Origin of the sequence: Clostridioides sp. ES-S-0010-02 (assembly GCA_020641055.1) — a bacterium.
In the GTDB taxonomy this organism is placed as follows: domain Bacteria; phylum Bacillota; class Clostridia; order Peptostreptococcales; family Peptostreptococcaceae; genus Clostridioides.
The window spans coordinates 1,394,413-1,414,293 of record CP067345.1 but is presented as its reverse complement, the minus strand read 5'-3'; the positions used below and the strand labels follow the sequence as shown (position 1 = coordinate 1,414,293).

At 28.4% G+C, this 19,881-nt stretch carries 20 protein-coding genes; 2 read left to right on the top strand and 18 right to left on the bottom strand.

Annotated features, from left to right (window positions below):
- Nucleotides 1-124: 124 nt before the first annotated feature.
- The 10 genes from JJC01_06645 to JJC01_06600 all read right to left on the bottom strand — a co-directional run bounded on the left by JJC01_06645 (nucleotide 125) and on the right by JJC01_06600 (nucleotide 11,140).
- Nucleotides 125-1,873: a DUF4091 domain-containing protein gene (locus JJC01_06645; GenBank protein ID UDN59529.1), complete on the bottom strand. Its 1,749-nt coding sequence runs from the start codon at nucleotides 1,871-1,873 to the stop codon at nucleotides 125-127.
- A 54-nt stretch (nucleotides 1,874-1,927) separates the two neighbouring features.
- Nucleotides 1,928-2,737, bottom strand: coding sequence for a carbohydrate ABC transporter permease (locus JJC01_06640; protein ID UDN59528.1), 810 nt, complete (start codon nucleotides 2,735-2,737; stop codon nucleotides 1,928-1,930).
- 15 nt (nucleotides 2,738-2,752) lie between these two features.
- Nucleotides 2,753-3,670, bottom strand: coding sequence for a sugar ABC transporter permease (locus JJC01_06635; GenBank protein UDN59527.1), 918 nt, complete (start codon nucleotides 3,668-3,670; stop codon nucleotides 2,753-2,755).
- Between the two features lie 98 nt (nucleotides 3,671-3,768).
- Complete coding sequence (locus JJC01_06630) at nucleotides 3,769-5,085, bottom strand: sugar ABC transporter substrate-binding protein (GenBank protein ID UDN59526.1); 1,317 nt, start codon at nucleotides 5,083-5,085, stop codon at nucleotides 3,769-3,771.
- Between the two features lie 264 nt (nucleotides 5,086-5,349).
- Nucleotides 5,350-5,874 carry a hypothetical protein gene (locus tag JJC01_06625; protein UDN59525.1) on the bottom strand — a complete coding sequence of 175 codons (525 nt, stop codon included), beginning with the start codon at nucleotides 5,872-5,874 and terminating at the stop codon, nucleotides 5,350-5,352.
- Nucleotides 5,875-5,877: 3 nt separating this feature from the next.
- Nucleotides 5,878-6,375: a pantetheine-phosphate adenylyltransferase gene (gene coaD / locus JJC01_06620; GenBank protein UDN59524.1), complete on the bottom strand. Its 498-nt coding sequence runs from the start codon at nucleotides 6,373-6,375 to the stop codon at nucleotides 5,878-5,880.
- 1 nt (nucleotide 6,376) lies between these two features.
- On the bottom strand, nucleotides 6,377-6,931 hold the full coding sequence (rsmD, locus tag JJC01_06615) for a 16S rRNA (guanine(966)-N(2))-methyltransferase RsmD (GenBank protein ID UDN59523.1): 555 nt from the start codon (nucleotides 6,929-6,931) through the stop codon (nucleotides 6,377-6,379).
- A gap of 58 nt (nucleotides 6,932-6,989) precedes the next feature.
- A complete protein-coding gene (recG, locus tag JJC01_06610) occupies nucleotides 6,990-9,047 on the bottom strand; it encodes an ATP-dependent DNA helicase RecG (protein ID UDN59522.1) in 2,058 nt (685 codons plus the stop codon).
- Nucleotides 9,048-9,127: 80 nt separating this feature from the next.
- Nucleotides 9,128-10,771 carry a DAK2 domain-containing protein gene (locus tag JJC01_06605; GenBank protein UDN59521.1) on the bottom strand — a complete coding sequence of 548 codons (1,644 nt, stop codon included), beginning with the start codon at nucleotides 10,769-10,771 and terminating at the stop codon, nucleotides 9,128-9,130.
- Nucleotides 10,772-10,789: 18 nt separating this feature from the next.
- The gene (locus JJC01_06600; protein ID UDN59520.1) at nucleotides 10,790-11,140 is read right to left on the bottom strand and encodes an Asp23/Gls24 family envelope stress response protein; all 351 of its coding nucleotides are present in this window, start codon (nucleotides 11,138-11,140) and stop codon (nucleotides 10,790-10,792) included.
- Between the two features lie 359 nt (nucleotides 11,141-11,499).
- Here JJC01_06600 and JJC01_06595 point away from each other — a divergent pair, with 359 nt between their 5' ends.
- Entirely contained in the window at nucleotides 11,500-11,688 is a 189-nt protein-coding gene (locus JJC01_06595; protein UDN59519.1) for a 50S ribosomal protein L28, read from the top strand.
- Nucleotides 11,689-11,848: 160 nt separating this feature from the next.
- Here the strand turns inward: JJC01_06595 and JJC01_06590 are convergent, their stop codons facing one another.
- On the bottom strand, nucleotides 11,849-12,001 hold the full coding sequence (locus tag JJC01_06590; protein UDN59518.1) for a 2-oxoglutarate translocator: 153 nt from the start codon (nucleotides 11,999-12,001) through the stop codon (nucleotides 11,849-11,851).
- A gap of 97 nt (nucleotides 12,002-12,098) precedes the next feature.
- Nucleotides 12,099-12,575 (bottom strand): Rpn family recombination-promoting nuclease/putative transposase, encoded by a 477-nt coding sequence (locus tag JJC01_06585; GenBank protein ID UDN59517.1) that lies wholly within the window; start codon nucleotides 12,573-12,575, stop codon nucleotides 12,099-12,101.
- A gap of 218 nt (nucleotides 12,576-12,793) precedes the next feature.
- On the opposite strand from JJC01_06585, the gene JJC01_06580 reads away from it, so the two are divergent.
- Complete coding sequence (locus JJC01_06580) at nucleotides 12,794-13,549, top strand: MerR family transcriptional regulator (protein ID UDN59516.1); 756 nt, start codon at nucleotides 12,794-12,796, stop codon at nucleotides 13,547-13,549.
- A 102-nt stretch (nucleotides 13,550-13,651) separates the two neighbouring features.
- On the opposite strand, the gene JJC01_06575 is transcribed toward JJC01_06580, so the two are convergent.
- From JJC01_06575 to JJC01_06550, 6 genes are all read right to left on the bottom strand, one after another.
- Complete coding sequence (locus JJC01_06575) at nucleotides 13,652-15,991, bottom strand: sensor histidine kinase (GenBank protein ID UDN60136.1); 2,340 nt, start codon at nucleotides 15,989-15,991, stop codon at nucleotides 13,652-13,654.
- Nucleotides 15,966-16,682 carry a response regulator transcription factor gene (locus JJC01_06570; protein UDN59515.1) on the bottom strand — a complete coding sequence of 239 codons (717 nt, stop codon included), beginning with the start codon at nucleotides 16,680-16,682 and terminating at the stop codon, nucleotides 15,966-15,968. Before JJC01_06570 ends, JJC01_06575 begins: the two co-directional genes overlap by 26 nt.
- Before the next feature lie 401 nt (nucleotides 16,683-17,083).
- Entirely contained in the window at nucleotides 17,084-17,740 is a 657-nt protein-coding gene (locus JJC01_06565) for a nitroreductase family protein (GenBank protein UDN59514.1), read from the bottom strand.
- Between the two features lie 56 nt (nucleotides 17,741-17,796).
- The gene (locus JJC01_06560; protein UDN59513.1) at nucleotides 17,797-18,426 is read right to left on the bottom strand and encodes an HAD family hydrolase; all 630 of its coding nucleotides are present in this window, start codon (nucleotides 18,424-18,426) and stop codon (nucleotides 17,797-17,799) included.
- A 130-nt stretch (nucleotides 18,427-18,556) separates the two neighbouring features.
- Entirely contained in the window at nucleotides 18,557-19,198 is a 642-nt protein-coding gene (locus JJC01_06555) for a thiamine diphosphokinase (GenBank protein UDN59512.1), read from the bottom strand.
- A gap of 8 nt (nucleotides 19,199-19,206) precedes the next feature.
- Nucleotides 19,207-19,878, bottom strand: coding sequence for a ribulose-phosphate 3-epimerase (locus JJC01_06550; protein ID UDN59511.1), 672 nt, complete (start codon nucleotides 19,876-19,878; stop codon nucleotides 19,207-19,209).
- Nucleotides 19,879-19,881 lie beyond the last annotated feature (3 nt).

Genomic DNA, 19,881 nt, shown 5'->3' with positions numbered 1-19,881 from the left:
TATATCATGTTATCTCTAATTATGCTTCTTTATAAATTTTATTCTAAATATACTTTTAAAAAAATATAAGGCAGTATATCTTAAAATAACTTTGATTATTTCTCGATATAATGCCTTATATTTTTTATAACTTATCTAACAAATCTAAAACTTGTTTTTTGACCTTATCATATCCAAAATTATCTAGTGAATATCCAAGCTCTATATTTCCGAAACCTTTAATTTCAGCATTTTCTTTTTTATTTAATAGAGTTTGCATAAGCTCAACTTCTATATATTCTCTTCCCTTTTCTTTTTCTAACATAGTAAATAACTCAAAATCTTGTATGCCAAATCTTAAGTTTTCCATTCTAACACTTCTAACAGGCTTTAAATCTTTTCCAGGATAAACAAAGAACATATCTCCAGCTTTCCAAATAGGGAATTTGTAACTTGCGTCTTTCCAAGGGTCTTCTGTCCATAAATTATAATCCCATCTTAAAAATCCATCAAGACCAAAATAATAAGTGTACCACCCTATTATTCTATTTTCTACAAAAGGAGAACTTATAAAACTATTTGGTTTTTCTGGGAAACAACAAACAAACCAAGTCAATATTCCACCTTTATCATGCATTTTTTTCTTTAGATTTTCTATATCTTTATAATTTTGAATAGTAAGTTTTAAATTTATTGACATGTCATCAACTTCATCTTTAGCTCTATCTAAAAAGTTTTGGTCATGAGTTGCTGATTTATATTTAACTTGATGAGTACTTACAGTAGAGTTTATAAATTTGATACACTCTTTTACAACCTCTGGATTATTTGGTTCATCAGCTATAATCCTGATGCTATCCCATAGACCACATTCTATTAAATGATTTAATACTAATCCTATATACTCTTTTAAATCATCTGTATTATTTATGAATTTAAACACTTTGTCTTTTTCATCAAAGTATCTTACTCTTATAGGGTCTTTATAGCCCTCTATAGGGTTTCCAAACTCTCCAGCACACCAATTACCTAACAGACCAAATAAATCTATCTCCTGAGCCATTTTGTACTTACTAGCTATACTTATATATTTGTCCATGCTTTCAAAATTACACTTGATATTTCCATCTAAATCTTTTGAGACACCTACCATGTTGTATTCATATAAGTTTGATGGATTTTTATAGACTTTATAACAACTTTGACCTGCCCATGGATAATCTGAAACTATAACTGTTGCAACTTTTTCTCCTAAAGATGCTAGTTCTTTGAGATAATTATCTATTATCTCAAAATGTATATCAGACCACAATTCAACTTTATACATTCTAGCTAGACAACTTGGATGTTGCCATAAATCTAAAAAGAATTTACTTTCGTCCAAAGGCTTTAACACAACATTTTTTACTTCTATAGGCACATCAACTGTAAAAACTTTTTCTTCATCTTCATAACCAAAACTTTTGAATATATCAATACTTATATTAAACTTATTTCCTAAAAAATCCTCAGGTACTTGCCCTTCAATCCAAAACGTTTGAGGCAAATATTGTTCCACTAGTACATCTTTATCTCTCAAAATAGCATCATTTACAAATGCTTTTGTATCATCTTGAACGTACCCTAATATATTTATACTAAAATTATTTTCTAATCCATCAGGCACATTTAGACCTAATCTTACTCTATTTCCCAAGCCTTTCCATGATATAGCACTACTACCATCAATTGTGCAATTAAATTCTTCTGTAGCTTTCAGCATAATTTGAAATGCAAATTTTTCACCTTTAGCTACTACAATATTTAAATCCTTATGTCCCCAAGTTTCAGCTTCTATAACTGAGTATTTATTGTGTTTAAATGTGCAATCTTTCAATACATATGAAATTTCCATGGTTTAATTTCCTCCGCATCTATAGTTTTATTTTGTATTTTTAAATTAGACTATTTAACCTTTTATACCAGATAAAGATACACCCTCAACAAATTTACTTTGTAAAATTAAATAGAAAATAAATGGAGGTAAAAATGTTATTGTTGCTCCTGCCATCATTTGTCCATAATTTGTTATCTGGAATGTCTTAAGAGTGGATAACCCTACTGTTAATGTCCTCATTGCATCTTTAGTTGTTGCTATAAGAGGCCACATAAACTCATTCCATGCTCCCATGAAAGTAAATATAGCTAGTGTAATTAATGCTGGTTTGATTAGAGGTAACACTATTTGTACTAAAATTCTAAGGTCTGAACAACCATCTATTTTTGCTGATTCTAAGAGTTCTTTTGGTACTCCTAAAATAGCTTGTCTCATTATAAATACACCAAATGCAGTTGGTATTGGCATAATAAGAGCCAAATAACTATTTATCCATCCTAAGTGTTTCATTATTATATAAAGTGGTATCATTGTAACCTGAGATGGTATAATTAAAGTCATTATCATAAATAAAAATAACTTATCACTACCTTTAAAATCCATCTTCGCAAAAGAATATCCTGCTAATGTACTAAATACTAAGTTTAACAGTACTCCTGAAAAAGATACTATGGCTGTGTTTAAAAAATATTGCGTAAATCCTTTTTTAGTAAATATATCTATATAGTTTTGAAGTGTTACTGTTGAAAAAGATATATCCAAATTGTACGAATTATAGGTTACCTTTAATGATATTATCAACATGTATATAAATGGTACTAAGCTTGCACATGCTATAAATAATAGCAACCCATCACTCAATAATCTCTTTGTTGTTTTCATATTATACCTACCTTTCTAAAAATCTGAACTGTCTCGTTTTACAAGTTTATTTTGTAAAATTGAAACTACTGCTATCAACAAAAATAATACATTTGCTACAGTCATTGCATATCCAGAATTGAAGTTTTTAAAGTTTAAGTTAAATGCATGCATAACTATACTCATAGTAGATATCCCTGGACCTCCACCTGTCACAGTATAAACCAAGTCAAATACTTGTAACGACCATATTGTTCCTAAAAACACAACCATTATTGTAGTTGGCTTTAGTAGTGGAACTGTTATTTTCATAAATTCTTGAAGTTTTGTAGCTCCATCAACCTTTGCTACCTCATAACAATGTTTTGGTAAATTCATTATAGCTGAAATATAAATTACCATAAAATATCCTATATTTTTCCACATAGATATAAACATAAGCGTAGGAAGTGCTGTTTTACTATCTCCCAAAAGTTTAGATGATTCTATTCCAAAAGCACCTAACAATTGATATATAATTGAACCTTCTCCATTTAATAAAGCTCTCCATACCATACCAATCAAAACCATAGACGACAATACAGGTATAAATATAGCTCCTTTAGCAAATGAAGCTATTTTACTATTTCCTTTTCCTGTAATCCAAACTGCCAAAATCAACGATAAAATAGTCTGGCAAGGTACTACTATAATAGCAAATTTAATCGTATTTATAATAGATACTTTTAATGTCTCATCTGTAAATAATTTTTTATAATTTTCTAAGCCTATAAATGTTGCTGGACTAATAATATTGTACTTTGTAAAACTAAAGTATATTGACATTATTATTGGTAATACATAAAATGCCACTAAAATTATGCCCAATGGTAATATGTATATATATGGTTTAATATTTAATTTTAATTTTTTTCTTGTTGAATTTTCTTCAAACTCTCTAACTAAGTTATTCATTTTTATCCTCTCCAATATAAATATTAGCATTGTACTTATAAATACAATGCTAATTTTAATCTGTAAAGTATTTTATAACATCTTACAGCCTTAAACTTTTATTGTGCTAATAAATCATTTGAATATTTTGCAGCATCATCTAACGCTTGTTTTGGAGTTTTATCTCCTGAAATCATAGTTTGAAGTTCTTTCCATAAATATTCATATATTTCAACACCATGTGGTCCTACTACCAATGGTCTATATACATCCTTATCATTTTCAACCATTGCTTTAAATCTTTCATCACCTTGATATGGTTCCCCTTTTGTTATTGGTGCTCTTGGTATCGCTTTATGGAATTCTGTCATTGATTCAACACTTAACATATGTTGTATTAATTTATATGCAAGTTTTTTATCTTTTGCTGATGACATTAAAGATAAATGGTCTACTGCTCCAAAAGTTGCAGCTTTCTTGTCTTCTAAACCAGTTACAAATCCCCAATTTAAATCTGGGAATGACTTATCAAATACACTTGTTGCAGCAGAAGACAACATTATAGTAAAGGCTGCTTTCCCTGGTCCAAATACACTTTCTATCATTTCATTGCTATCTTTAGATAAAGAATCTTCAGGTACATATGCTTGTAATTCTTTTAAGAAATTAGCTGCTTCTAAACCACTCTTATCATTAAATTTAACTGATTTTAAATCATCATTAAATATATCTCCACCAGCTTGCCATAAATATGGATACCAGTTCCAGTTCATGTTACCAAAAGTTTTAGCTCCCCATCCTTGAGCTAATCCCCATTGGTCTATTTTTCCATCGCCATCAGTATCCTTTGTTGCTTTTTGGCAGATTCTTTTAAAATCTTCCCATGTTTTAGGAGGTTTTTCTCCTATTTTATCTAGAATATCTTTGTTGTAGTATAATACACCTGGATTTGCTGCTTGGAATGGCATTCCATACATTCCACCCATCATTTCAGATGTTTTTATGTAAATAGATTGTTCTTTATCCTCTTTAGTTGCATAGTCAGTTAAATCTTCTACTGCTCCACTTTGTATAAACTGAGGATACATTTCTGCATACATATATCCAACATCAGGGCCTTCATCAGCACTTATGGCTGTTGCAAATTTTTCTGAATAATTTTCCCAAGGAATTATCTGTAAATCTACTTCACAGTTATTTTTTTCCTCAAATTTATCTAAAATAGGGTCCCAAACTTCCTTCATATTATCTTCTACTGGTGGCATCCAAAGAACTAGCTTTTCTTTTTCCCCATCCTTTTTTGCATCTTTTCCACTACCACTTGAACACCCTGTTATAAGTGTTGTAGTCATAATTGCCACCATAGCTAGTGAACACAATTTTTTCAACATACTCACCTTAATTCCCTCCATCTTGTTTGGTTTTTCTTTTTTCATTGTAATTCTACATAATTTTACTCCATTTAAAATATTATCAAAGCATGTATTTCTTGTCTAATCAGTTTTTTCTATATATTTTTTTTTATTATAGTTTTTTTCTATAGTGCCATTTTTAATTTTATTTTTTATGGCAATCAATATAGTTAAAATAAACTAGAATTTTTTAGTGAAATTTTTAATTTGAAAGTCTCTTTTATTAAATTACAACACAAAAAATAGACCATATAATTATATGGTCTGTTTTCATCTACTTAAAAAAGTTTATTTTTTAGGTCTAAGTTCAGCTTTATCTCTTTTTATTTCTTCTAATATTTCTTTTAAATTATACTCAACACTAGAAAGCACATCTTCTGCATATTCAATTGAACCAATTCTTATCTCATTGGCTATTCTTTCAGCCCTATCAACTATATCCTTAGCTCTTTGGTCTGCTTGAACAACAGGTTCACTTGACTCTACATAGGCTTTTACTACATCTTCAGAATTTTTCTTTAATTCTTCTATATTTTCTTGATATTCTTGCTGTATTCTTTCAGCTTCTTTTTGTGCTTGTTCAACTATGTTTGTAGCATCTTGTTTAGCTTGGCTTATTATTTTATTTCTTTCTTTATTTATCCAGACTGCCTGTGTTACTTCCTCTGGTATTAAAGTTCTTATATCATTAACTATTGCTAAAACTTCATCCTTATCTACAGTGCATTTATGAGAAAACGGAATTGTAGAAGCACTTCTAAATATCTCCTCTAACTGATCAAATAGTTCAATCATTTCTAAATCTATCTTCATATATCAATTACCCCCAGTAGTTTTTTTCTTTAATTCTTCCAAAACAATTTTTGGAACCAAATTTTTTATATCAGCATCAAAGAGCAAAACCTCTTTTATTAAAGATGAACTTATAAATGAATATTTTGTACAACTTGGTAAAATTATAGTCTCTATATCTGGATTAAGCTCTCTATTCATATGAGCCATTTGAAGCTCATAATCAACATCTGCACCACTTCTTACACCTCTAACTAATGCTCCAATTCCATTTTCTTGACAGTAACTTATTAATAGCCCATCAAAAGTTACAACTTTTATATTCTCTAGATGGCTTGTACTTTTTTTTATAAGTTCTACTCTTTCATCAAAGCTAAATAGACCTTTTTTATTAGGATTATTTAGGACTCCTATTTGTAATTCGTCAAATAACTTCGAAGCCCTGCAAATAATATCTAAATGTCCATTAGTGATTGGGTCAAAGCTTCCTGCAAATATAGCTTTTCTAGGTTTATTTTCCATTTTATGCCTCCATCTTATAAAAAGTTAATGTAGTATTTCCATATTTTTTATCTTTAGTTTTTTCTAACTTACATATTTTATCTGGAAATAAATCATTAGTATCATGTTCTACAACTATTATTCCATCTTCATTCAATAAATTGGAATTATCAATTTTTTCAATAGCTTCTATAAACATATTTTTATAATACGGAGGGTCCATAAAAATTATGTCAAATTTACTATTTTGTAACTTAAGCTTATCTATAGCAGTTTTAAAATCAAGGTTTAAAATAAAACTCTCATTTTCAACCCTTGCTTTTTTTATATTAGATTTAACAATTTCTATACTTTCTTTACTAATATCTACAAAAGTACATTCTTTGGCACCTCTTGACAAACACTCTATCCCTAAAGAACCAGTTCCAGCAAATAAATCTAGAACTTCACTTTCCATTATATATGAATTTATTATATTAAATAAAGACTCTTTTACTCTATCCGTTGTTGGCCTTACATCTTCATTTTTTGGAGTATTTAATTTTAATCCTCTTGCTTTTCCTGAAATTACTCTCAATATGACAATCTCCCTTCAGCACATTCTTACATCAATAATATTTTAACATAAATTAAAATCAATTTAATGAAATTTCTTCCAATGTATCTTTAAATTTATCTATAATTTCCTTTTTAAGTGGAATATTCTCTTTCAATTGTAGATTATTATCTTCACCTAATATATATCGAGCTTCCTGCTGTGCTAATTTTAATATTTTTATATGCTTAAACAAATTTGCTACTTTTAATTCTGGAAGTCCATGTTGTCTGGTCCCAAAAAACTCTCCAGGTCCTCTTATTTCTAAATCCTTTTCTGAAATTCTAAACCCATCATTTGTTTCTTCCATTATAGACATTCTCTGCCTGCATACATCTGTTTTAGAGTCGTAAATTAGCACACAATATGACTTATGGCTTCCTCTCCCAACTCTACCTCTAAGCTGATGTAATTGTGCAAGTCCAAACCTTTCAGCATTCTCTATTATCATTAGAGTTGCATTTGGCACATTGACACCAACTTCTATAACTGTTGTTGAAACCAAAATATCTATTTCTTTATTCTTAAAGTTACTCATTACTTCATCTTTTTCACTTGATTTCATTTTCCCATGAAGAAGTCCAAGTCTTAAATCTGAGAAGTATTCAGCTCTTAATTCCTCTACTAATTCAACAGCTGACTTAGCTTCTATTGATTCACTTTCTTCAACTAGTGGACATACAATATATACTTGCCTTCCCGATTCAACTTCTCTTCTTACTAGGTTATTGTAAGCTCTATCTCTCTTGCTCTTTTCAATAGCAAGTGTTTCTATTGGCTGTCTACCTGGGGGGAGTTCATCTATAATAGAAATATCTAAATCTCCATAAAGTATAAGTGCTAATGTTCTTGGTATTGGTGTTGCTGTCATTACCAGTATATCTGGATTTATTCCTTTTAATGAAAGTCTACTTCTTTGCATAACTCCAAATCTATGCTGCTCATCTGTTATAACTAGACCAATATTATTAAATTCAACTTTATCTTCAATTAATGCATGTGTTCCTATCAATATATCAATTTCATTATTTTTAATTTGTTCTAATACCATATCTTTTTGTTTTTTTGTAAGACTACCTATTAATAGACCTACATTTATACCAAAATCTTTTAAGGTTTCAGTAAGTGAAATATAATGCTGTCCTGCTAATATCTCTGTAGGTGCCATCAAAGCTCCTTGATAACCATTTAAGACACAATTTGCAAGTGCTAAGAGAGCAACTACTGTTTTACCACTACCTACATCACCTTGAACTAATCTATTCATTATTTTATCAGAATTCATATCATTTATAATTTCATCTAATGCTCTATTCTGAGCTTTAGTCAATTTAAATGGTAAAGAACTTATTATATTCTTTAAACTTTCACTTGTTGTAAATTTTATTCCGTTTTCTTTATTTCTTCCACTTTTAAATACAAACAGTCCCAACTGTAATATAAGTAATTCTTCAAATACAATTCTATATAAAGCTATTTTTAACGATTCCTTATTGCTTGGTGAATGAATATTTCTAACTGCAAAATCTATATTACATAATCTATATTTTTCTATAATTCTTTGTGGCATATATTCTTGTATAATTAATTCCTTATCTTCAAGTACAGTCTTAATTATGCTCATAATCTCTTTATTTGTAACACCATATGTAAGTTGATACACTGGCATAAATCTACATGTATTTTTAGGTGAATTAGTAAGGTACTCTAATTCACACGATGTAAGTTCTAAGTTATTAAATCTTTTCTTAACTTTTCCAAAAACCAATATTGAATCTCCAGGTCTAAATGTATTTTTTATATAAGTTTTATTAAAAAACACTAGTTTAGCCGAACCAGTTTCATCTTTTACATCAATCTTTGTTAAAGTCATTCCTTCTTTTGGACTAAATGTATTTATATTTGATATTACTGCTTTTATTGTAGCTTTTTCATCATTCTCCAACTGCGCTATTTTCTTAAGATTGTTTCTATCTTCAAATTGCCTTGGAAAATAATACAATAAATCTTTTAATGTGAATATACCCAGCTTATTTAGCTTACATGCCTTTTTAGGTCCTATCCCTTTAACATATTGAACATCTTTATATAAATCCAACAAATATATCACCTACTACACAAAAATCCTGTACAACCAACTTTATAAAAGCTACATGGTCATACAGGTTCTTATAATCATTATTCAACTGAAATTAAGTAATAATAAAGAGGTTGTCCTCCATAATATAATTCCACATCTACATCTTCAAATTTTTCTTCTAAAGAAGTACGAAGTTCATTTGCCTGAGATTCTGTAACATCTTCACCAAAGAATAAAGTTATTATAGCAGTATCCTCATCAACCAATTTTTCAATAAGATTTGATGTTACTTCATCTACATAATCCCCTGCTGATAATAATTTACCTTCTGCAATTCCAATTATATTACCTTCTTTAACATCAATTTCATTCATTACTGTATCCCTAACAGCAAAAGTTACTTGACCTGATTTAACTGAATTTAAAGCATTCATCATAGCTTCTTCATTTTCATCTTCACTTAATTCTCCATTAAATGTTACTAATGCAGCAAATCCTTGAGGTGTGTTTTTTGTAGGTATAACTATTATATTTTTATCACTCAATTCTTTAGCTTGGTTAGCAGCCATTATTATATTGCTGTTATTTGGGAAAATAAATATATTTTTAGCATTTATATCCTTTATGGCATTCATAAAATCTTCAGTACTTGGATTCATAGTTTGACCACCTTCTATTATATGGTCAACACCAAAGTCTTTAAATATATTTGCTAATCCTTCACCCATAGAAGTAGCTATGAATCCAAATTCTCTTTCTTCCTCTAAAGGCTCACTATCATTTTCTTTTTTTTCTTCTACTTCCAATATTGTATTTTCATGTTGTAACTTCATATTTTCTATTTTTATAGTTAATAATTGACCATACTTTAGAGCTTCTTGAAGCACGTTTCCTGGGTCATTAGTGTGTACATGTACCTTTATGACCCCATCATCTCCAACTACTGCTAAACTATCGCCATAAGCCATCATTATATCTCTTATTTTCGTATCTTCTACTTTAGAACTTTCTAGTATAAATTCTGTACAATAACAGTATTTTATATCATCTGTGCTAGTACTATTCTTTGGGAAGTCTATATTTGTTGCAATATTAGTGTCTAGGCTAGTATTTTTTATTTCTATATTGTTACCTTTTATGGAAGCTAACATACCTTCATATATAAGTACAAGCCCTTTTCCTCCAGAATCAACTACACCAGCATCCTTCAGATTTTTTAGAAGGTCTGGAGTTCTTTCTAGTGAAGCATTTGATTCCTTTACAAGCATACTTAAAAACTTTACTACATCTTTTTCTTTTTTAGCAGCTTTTACTGCAAACTCTCCGCTCTCTCTAACTACAGTAAGTATAGTTCCTTCAATTGGTTTTATTACAGCTTTATAAGCTGTATCAGAACCATTTTTAAAAGCTTTTGCTAAATCATCTGTTGATAATTTACTTTTTCCCTCTATAGACTTAGCTATACCTCTAATTATTTGTGAAAGTATAACTCCTGAGTTTCCTCTTGCACCCATTAAAGAACCTTTAGATAGTGCTTTTCCGATGTCTGATATATTATCATTGTCTACTTTCGCTAACTCTTTTAAGGCATAAGATATAGTTAAGGACATATTAGTCCCTGTATCTCCATCTGGTACAGGGAATACATTTAATTTGTCAACTAAATCTTTATTGTTTTGGAGATTGTTTGCACCTGAAATGAACATCTCTCTTAACCTTTTACCATCTATATACTGAATCATTTCTTTCCTCCTATAAAATTACTTCACTCTTATTCCTTGTACATTAATATCAATTTTAGTGACTCTTACACCAGTCATCTTTTCAACTACATATTTAACTCTATCTATTATGTTATTTGCAACTGTAGATATATTTGTACCATATTGTATTATAACATAAAGTTCTATTGCTATGGCATCTTCTTCTACTTCTTCTACTCTAACACCTTTAGTAGCATTTTCACCTTTTAATAATTCTACTATTCCTTTAGATTTAGATGCTAAACCTACTAGACCATAACTTTCCATTGCAGCTCTATATGTGACTTGAGCTATTACTTGATTATCTATTTCTATACTTCCATATTGATTCATTACCTTTGCACTCATGGTTGACCCCCTTAAGTTTTTTTTATTAAAAATGTTTCTTAATTTATTTTTTACTATTTTTACTTATTTATTATATAAAATTATAATCATATCATACTATAAATATGGTATAATTTAAACCTAGAAAAGTTTTTGGATAAAATTTCTTGTACTGTCTATATATTTAAAGAAAAATAATAATTATTTTTCAAATATATTTACTTTATATAAAATTATATATATAATTTTATATGATAATGAGAAATTCTTCAATATATGTAAGGCAAATATATATTTCTATTGCAAATTTTTGTTATTTATGATAATATAAATATGTTTTTAGTCTTTAAATAGTTATCATTTTAAGGAGGTGTGCGTAGATGGCAAAAGTATGTAGCGTATGTGGTAAAGGTAAGGTTTCTGGAAACCAAGTATCACACTCAAATAAACATAATAAAAGAACATGGTCAGCTAATTTAAGAAGCGTAAGAGCGATTATAGATGGAGCTCCTAAGAGAGTAAAAGTTTGTACTAGATGTTTACGTTCTGGTAAGATTGAAAGAGCTTAATAGCCACGTTTAAAAGCCTACTTCCGAAAGTAGGCTTTTTAAATTTAATCATTTTTACTCTTTCTCATAAATTTTAAAACTATGTTTGAAATCCATTTTGGTAACTTTATTGTTACTACTTTCATCAATACTCACCCCACACTTTATAGTTAAAATTATTTTAACAAAAAAATAATAATGCTCCACATCCAATAAGTATTAATGCGGTAAGTGCTGACCAAATCCAGCCAGGAAGCAACATAGATAAAATTACTGCCATTCCTGTTGCTAGACACAGTATTCCTAGCAATACCTTAGACTTGTTATTTCTCATGGAACACCTCCACATAGAACTTGTATCTACAAATATTTTCATATTTAAGTTTATGCGATAAGTTCCTATTTTAGACCGATAAATACATTATGTAATTTTAATTTTTTATACTGGAATTATTACTATCTTCTGATGCAGATTCTATAATATCTAAAATACCTCTTTTTTTACTTAACCTTTCAGGTCCACTATATAGAACTACTGGTATAACTTTTGGGAGTTTAAAATCTTTGCTTTCTATTTCTTCAAGACTCTTTTTCATTATAAAGCTTTTCCAAATTTGCTCTCTGTATGATTTTAATCTTGGTACAATCTCAGTATCCATTTCTGTTTGAAACTCCAACACTATATAGTGTGAAATTTTACGATTTTTAGAAAAAACTTTATAAATTATATCTACTTCCTTTCCTTTATATTCACATATAAAAGATGTTTCTAACTCTATACTTTTAAGAGTTAATTCCTTTGCTATTGAGACGCTTGTAAAATTTTGAATCAAACTTAAAAAACTTTCTTTATCTGAATACAGCCTTCTATATTCTTCACGTTTTTCTTTGCTTCTTTTTAAATTCATACAATTCCTCCCAGGTTATAGATTCTCTATCTTTTGATAAAAATAATCTATAAATTTTATTTTTTAATTTTCACTAGTGATTATTGACACTTATGATTAAAATATCCAATAAAGATATTTTTTTATATTTTTATTAAAAGATATGAATTTTTATATTTTAATATATTGACATTGACGTTGCGTAAAAGTGTATATTTAATTTATAGGAGGTATTACTTATGGAATATACAGTTCAGAAATTAAGTAAAATAGCTGGTATAAGTACTAGAACCCTTAGATACTATGATGAAATCGAGCTTCTTAAGCCACTTAAAATAAATTCCTCAGGTTATCGTATATATGGTCAAAATGAAGTTAATAAGCTACAACAAATACTTTTTTATAGAGAGTTAGGCATTAGCTTAGAAAATATAAAAAACATTATAAACTCACCAACTTTTGACAGTCTAAATGCATTAAAAGAACATCATAGCAAATTACTAGCTAAAAGAAAACAAATTGACTTACTGATAGAAAATGTAACTAAAACTATAGCATTGAAGGAGGGAAAATATATTATGACAGATTTAGAAAAATTTGAAGGTTTTAAAGAAAAGATGATTGATGAAAATGAAAAAAATTATGGAACTGAAATTAGGGAAAAATATGGTGAAGATGTAATCAATCAATCAAATAGAAAATTAAAAAATATGTCTAAAAAAGATTATGAGGACTGGCAGGATTTAAGTACTGAGATAATTAGTAAACTCAAAAAAGCTTTTAAAACTGGTAATGCATCTAATGAACTTTCTCAAGAAGTTGCAAGATTGCATCATAAATGGTTGAGTTACACTTGGAATACCTATTCTAAGGAAGCTCATGCTGCTTTAGCACAGATGTATGTAGATGATGAACGTTTTACATCATATTATGATAAAGAACAGCCTGGACTAGCAAAGTTTCTAAGAGATTCCATAGTATTCTATACAAGATAACAATCAATGTAAAGTAATAAAAAGAGTGCTACTTTAAAATAGCACTCTTAAAAAATTTTATTTTTCAAATTATATAGTTATAATCTGTGATAAAAATCTAACTTAATTTTTATTAAAAGTAATTGTAACTTTAAATAAATCTCCATCTATATCTATCTTCATTTTACCACCTTGTAGCTCTACAAAACTTTTTGCTATTGCTAGACCAAGTCCAGAGCCTTCTGTATTACGTGACTTATCTCCTCTTACAAATCTCTCCATAATATCATCTACACTAAAATCAATTTCAGTTGCTGACATGTTTCTAAGCATGATATTTACTTGTCTATCTGTTTCTAAAATATCAATATATACTCTTGAATTTGGCATTGCATATTTACTTATATTTATTATAAGATTCTCAAATACTCTAAATGTACGTTGACTATCTAATGGTAATATTATTTTTTCGCTAGAAAAATTATTTTTTATTTTCAGTGATGACTCTGCTATCTTATCATCTAATTCTAGTAATGTCTGTTTCATTAGAGATATAATATCTACATTTACTATGTTTAAGTGTACATCTCCACTATTTACTTTGCTCACTTCAAATAAATCTTCTATTAAGTGTTGTAGTCTTTGTGACTTTCTATCCAATGTATCAATATACATTTTACGATTTTCATCTGTTATATTTTCATCCTTTAGTAAATCTATATAAGTGATTATAGATGTCAAAGGTGTTTTTAAGTCATGTGACACATTTGATATAAGCTCTGTTTTCATTTTTTGACTTTTAACTTCTTCATCTACAGCTTTTTTAAATCCAGATTGAATATTTCCAAGCTCATCTTTAATAGGATTAAAGAACCCTAAATCATCTTCCATATTTGCTTCTAAATTTCCATCTGAAATTTTCTTTGTAACATCTAAAAGTTGATTGTATTCACGTATTGTTTTCTTAGAGTAATCTGACAATACCTTAAATAAAACTATTGAGTAAATTAATGCAAGTATTATTCCAAAGAACCACATACTACACATTATAACTATAATTAATAAGTTTACTGCTAAAATTATAGCTATAGTTTTATTTGGCTTTTCCTTTAAATTTGTCATTCTAACTTGATTAATAACTACTTTACTTGATTTTTTAAACCATTTTAAAAACATCCCTGTCAAAGTATTTTTTACAAAGTACTCTTTTATTCCAACGTTTAGAATATGTTTTAAAAGTACTATAAATACAAATATTATTGAGAAGATTACAAACCAATAAATTAAATTCATTGAGCTTACTAATATATTTGCCATTTTACCACTTATATCATTTTTTATTAGATACTCGACATAATTTCCATTCAATGTGTTACTTATTATATCAGTAGGATATAAAGCTACGATACTCTGTATAATAACAATAGCAATAAAAAGTAACTCTAACGGTATTCTTGTGATTATCTCAAACCCTAATAACTCTTTAGATTTTCTATATGGAAATGCTACAGCTACAATTACAACTATAGATATTATGATTTTTATAATCATTGCAGAAATTTCATAATAAGAATTATTCTCTACATTATTTATATATCTACTTATATCATCACTACTATAAATCATCCCATAATTATTATATGAGCTATATGAATTATCTTGGCTTATTACTTTAGGTACCGCATATACCAATGTTTTATTTTTTATTGGAGATAATTTATATGAGATTGAATTTCCATCTAAATCTGTCTCCATCAAATCTTCTCTAGATTTAGATAATAACATTTGGCTGATAATCTTTTGGTCTACTCCATAAGAGTCTACAATATTTACTTTTCCATCTTTATCAAAATTCATCACAAGGTAAAACCTATAATTTGCTTTTATATTTTTAATCTTTTCTTGTCTTTCCTCATCATTCATAGTTGTCTCTTGAGGCTGCTTTTTATCAGATTCCTCTTTTGAAGTGTCATTTTTTGTTGTATCCAGTGCTTTTAACTCTTTATTCTCATTAAAAAGCTCAAAGTTATTTTCTTTATCAACTAAATAGTATTTTAAGTTTTTACTTGAATTATCAATAAAAGATTCCCATTCATCAAATTTTTCATTAAAATCTGCATTAATACTCTCATCAGTGTAATAGGTTTCTGAACCTTCATATGCGCTTTTCTCTTTACTAGTATTTTTTATATAATTTATAGTTTCTTCACTTAAAAAAAGCTTCGAAGGTTGTATCATCTTACCTTCTTGTTCTTCTTTCATATTGTGGTCTAAAACATAACTTCCTTTATATATGCTATCTACAAATCCTTCTTGCTCAAATGGATTTTTAGCTCCACCTTTAGCAGCTGACTGTATAGTCGAATATTGGCTAATCATACCTAATGATGCTGATAACATAAGTATAAAGACTATCACACTGATTATATATTTTTCCTTAAATTTTTTCGATTTTATATCCAACACCCCACACCACCTTTAAATATTTTGGATTTTTTGGGTCAATTTCTATCTTCTCCCTTATATTTCTAACATGTACCATAACTGTATCTGTGTTTACAGCATTTTCATTCCAAACTCTTTCATATATTTCGTCTGCAGAAAAAACCCTTCCTGCATTTCTCATAAGTAAACTTAATATCTTAAATTCTATAGGAGTTGTTTTTATATAATTTCCATCAATACTGACTTCTTTTGTATTTTCATTTAATTCTAATCCACCTATTACAAATATACCTTCATTATTTTCTGAACTTTCTTCTTTATTTTTTATCATATTTAGATACTTAGTATATCTTCTAAGTTGCGAATTAACTCTAGCCAATAACTCTAATGGCTTAAAAGGTTTTGTTACATAATCATCCGCTCCGATGTTAAGCCCCATTATTTTATCAACTTCTTCTGATTTTGCAGATAACATTATCACTGGAAAATTATGATTTTCTCTAAGTTTCATTGTAAGCGTTATTCCATCCATTTGAGGCATCATTATATCAACTATAGCTAAGTGTATTTCTTGGCTTTCTATAATTTTAAGACCTTCCAATCCATTGTAACCTTTAAAAACATTATACCCTTGATTTAAAAGGTATATTTCTATAGCATCTGCTATTTCCTTTTCATCTTCTACCACCAAAATATTATATGAATTCATTTTAATCTCCTTTATATCAATTAATTTATAAACTACCTTTACATATATGATTATACAATATGATAGAAGTTTTTCCATTTTTTTATAAATTTATAGTGGTCTATTCTAATTATTTATCTTTGATGTCCATTTTAGAACCCTCCCTTTAATTTAACTTCAATACTGTTTTACTTTATTTATATATCTAATATTAAAGCTAAAAACTTAAGATATTATATATACTTTTCTAAAGATTTTCTAAAGATTTAAATTTACTTGTTTTAATATACACAAAAAAAGTAGGTATTATTGTATTAATTAAATCAACAACCTGAAACATAAATTTAATATCAATAAAATCTACTTTTTAGTTTTTGCATACTTATTTTTAGTTTATTTACTTTTTATAAAAATTCTTGTTTTTATTTTATAAATGTACATATGTCTTCCACTGGTTTTTTAGATGGACTTCTTAAGTTGTCTTCTGGTACTCCAAGTGCTAACATTGCACCTAAGAAGTATTCGCCTTTTTCAAACCCTGTTTCTGCCTCTAAAACAGATTCTATCTCATCTGCTGCATAGTTTTGACTTGTCAACCAACAAGAACCATACCCAAGTTCAATTGCTGATAATGTAAAGTTTTCAATTGCTGCTCCTAAACTTTGCATGCCTGGATTTCTTATAAATAACTTATCTATAGTCTCTTTAGGTGCATTTATAAGTTCTAACTCATAATAGCCTGATGGGTTGTATACCTTTGTAAAAACTAATACCAAAACTGGAGCTTTTAAATAAAATAAAGTAAAGTTTGGCACAAATTTTCTAAATCTATTAGCTTTTTCTACTGATACTTTGTCCATCTCTACAAGTATTTCTTGTTGTTTTTTAGTTATCACATCTGCTATCTTTTCCATTAAATCACGACGCTTTATAACTACAAAATGCCAGTTTTGAATGTTTTTACCTGATGGAGCTGCCCCTGCTGCTTTTACCATTTTCAAAATATCTTCATCTAAAACATCTTGTTCTTTAAATTTTCTTACACTTTGTCTTTTGTAAATAGTATCTTGTAATTCCATTTTTAAGTCCCCCTGTAGATTATTTTTTTAATTTAAAAACAAATTTTAAACTTCCCTTATTTTAATATATCATGTTCTAACAAATCTTTAAATGACTCTATAGAATAATCATACTCATCCACATTTCCAAAACCATATTTTGCATATACAAAAGGAATCCCAGCAAATTTAGCACTATTTGCATCCCCTTGAGTATCTCCAATATAGATTGGATTAGTTAGTTTATTTCTATCAATTATGAGTTTATTATTTTCACCTTTATGCAATCCAGTATTTCCAGGACACTCAAAATCTATAAAGTAATTTTCTAGCTTATGTGCTTTTAAAAAAGATTCTATATATCCTTTTTGACAATTACTTACTATAAATAATTTATATTTTTTAGATAATTCTCCAAGAGTATTTTCTATGTCTTCAAATAATTTGCCTCCATATTCAGATAAGTAATCACATTCTCTTGCAGAACATTCATCTAATATATTCATTCTTTCTTCTTCATCTAAATCTGGAAAGAAACGCTTTGCTATTTCATCAAATGAAAGGCCCATAACACTTCTAAATAATTCTACTGTAACATTTAAACCTATATCCTCACGTTTATCTAAGACCTCTTGCCATACCTTACATACTCCTTCAGTTGAATCCCATAGAGTTCCATCTAAATCAAAAATAATACTGTCTATCACAAAAAATCCCCCTTGCGTCAAAAATTATTATTTATTTATAATTATATATTAAAAAGCAGATACAATTATAAATATATTTTACTTGATTGTATCTGCTCTGTAATATAAAATCAATTATTAAAGTCCATTTTTATAAATTTCTAATTACAAGTACACATCCCTGCTCTACTTTAATTTTACAAGAATTCCCTAACATAACATTGGATATTCCAATAGGTACTGAATACTTCATATAATAATCATCCAAAGGATATTCCAAGCCAGTAAGTGTTACTCCTTTAGCATCTCCTTTTACAGCTATTACAGAAATAGTATCTCCTTTGTTTCCAAACAAGGTAAATTCTTCATTTTCAACTATATACATCTCTTCTTTATCTGAGAGTATCCTAGAATATATGCCATCTTCTTTTAAATAATATAATAGCTTTATATTTGCAAGGGTATGGTCAATTCTCCCACCTAAAGCACAAAAAAAATCAATATGGTTAGCTTTAAGAGTTTTAGCTAAAAAAAGACATAGTTCTGTATCAGTTTCATCCTTTTTAGATGGAAATTTTTCAAATTTAACACCTTGATTTCTATAGAAATTTATCTTGTCTTCTTCTACTGAATCTAAATCTCCCAAAATATAATCTGGTATTATATCCATTTTGTAGGTGTGATTTGCTCCTCCATCTGCACATATTATGCAGTCATAACATTCTTTAAGTATAATATCTCTTGTAATTTTATAATCTTCAATTTCACCATTTAAAACAATACAGATTTTCATACCTAAGTCTAAACTAATTCTTCAAGAGAAGCATTCTTTCTAAATAAATTAACTGTTTCTTGAATGTCATCACTTCCAAATATTGCAGAGCCTGCTACTATTACGTTAGCTCCTGCTTGCACAACTTCAGCCACATTTTTAGGACTTATACCACCATCAACTTCTATATCAATATTTAATCCTTTACTATCTATAAGTGTTTTTAATTCTTTAATTTTATCTAACACACAAGGTATGAATGATTGTCCTCCAAATCCAGGATTAACAGACATTAAAAGCACCATATCTAAATCAGATAGTACATGTTTAATAGTATCTATTGGTGTTGCTGGATTAAGCACTACACCTGCCTTTATTCCATGTGATTTTATATTTTGTATAGTTCTATGTAGATGTGTACAAGCTTCCTGATGAACAGTTATTATATCACATCCTGCTTTTACGAACTCTTCAATATATTGGTCTGGATTCTCTATCATTAGATGAGCATCAAATACCATATTTATATTCTCTTTTTTTAAACTTTTAACTACAAGTGGTCCTAGTGTGATATTTGGTACAAAATGTCCATCCATTACATCGATATGAAGATATTCACATCCTGCACTTTCCACTTTTCTTACATCCTCTAATAATTTTGCAAAATCTGCTGATAATATTGATGGTGCTAATTTAATCATGTT

Excerpts from the sequence above, each read along its gene's own strand:
- JJC01_06600 (UDN59520.1), bottom strand. The coding sequence starts at position 11,140 with ATGAGTGCAAAGGTAATGAATCAATATGGAAGTATAGAAATAGATAAT.
- coaD (UDN59524.1), bottom strand. The coding sequence starts at position 6,375 with ATGGAAAATAAACCTAGAAAAGCTATATTTGCAGGAAGCTTTGACCCA.
- JJC01_06590 (UDN59518.1), bottom strand. The coding sequence starts at position 12,001 with ATGAGAAATAACAAGTCTAAGGTATTGCTAGGAATACTGTGTCTAGCA.
- JJC01_06570 (UDN59515.1), bottom strand. The coding sequence starts at position 16,682 with ATGAATTCATATAATATTTTGGTGGTAGAAGATGAAAAGGAAATAGCA.
- JJC01_06595 (UDN59519.1), top strand. The coding sequence starts at position 11,500 with ATGGCAAAAGTATGTAGCGTATGTGGTAAAGGTAAGGTTTCTGGAAAC.
- JJC01_06565 (UDN59514.1), bottom strand. The coding sequence starts at position 17,740 with ATGGAATTACAAGATACTATTTACAAAAGACAAAGTGTAAGAAAATTT.
- JJC01_06580 (UDN59516.1), top strand. The coding sequence starts at position 12,794 with ATGGAATATACAGTTCAGAAATTAAGTAAAATAGCTGGTATAAGTACT.
- JJC01_06550 (UDN59511.1), bottom strand. The coding sequence starts at position 19,878 with ATGATTAAATTAGCACCATCAATATTATCAGCAGATTTTGCAAAATTA.
- JJC01_06555 (UDN59512.1), bottom strand. The coding sequence starts at position 19,198 with ATGAAAATCTGTATTGTTTTAAATGGTGAAATTGAAGATTATAAAATT.
- JJC01_06605 (UDN59521.1), bottom strand. The coding sequence starts at position 10,771 with ATGATTCAGTATATAGATGGTAAAAGGTTAAGAGAGATGTTCATTTCA.
- JJC01_06645 (UDN59529.1), bottom strand. The coding sequence starts at position 1,873 with ATGGAAATTTCATATGTATTGAAAGATTGCACATTTAAACACAATAAA.
- JJC01_06625 (UDN59525.1), bottom strand. The coding sequence starts at position 5,874 with ATGAAGATAGATTTAGAAATGATTGAACTATTTGATCAGTTAGAGGAG.
- JJC01_06585 (UDN59517.1), bottom strand. The coding sequence starts at position 12,575 with ATGAATTTAAAAAGAAGCAAAGAAAAACGTGAAGAATATAGAAGGCTG.
- JJC01_06640 (UDN59528.1), bottom strand. The coding sequence starts at position 2,737 with ATGAAAACAACAAAGAGATTATTGAGTGATGGGTTGCTATTATTTATA.
- JJC01_06635 (UDN59527.1), bottom strand. The coding sequence starts at position 3,670 with ATGAATAACTTAGTTAGAGAGTTTGAAGAAAATTCAACAAGAAAAAAA.
- JJC01_06630 (UDN59526.1), bottom strand. The coding sequence starts at position 5,085 with ATGAAAAAAGAAAAACCAAACAAGATGGAGGGAATTAAGGTGAGTATG.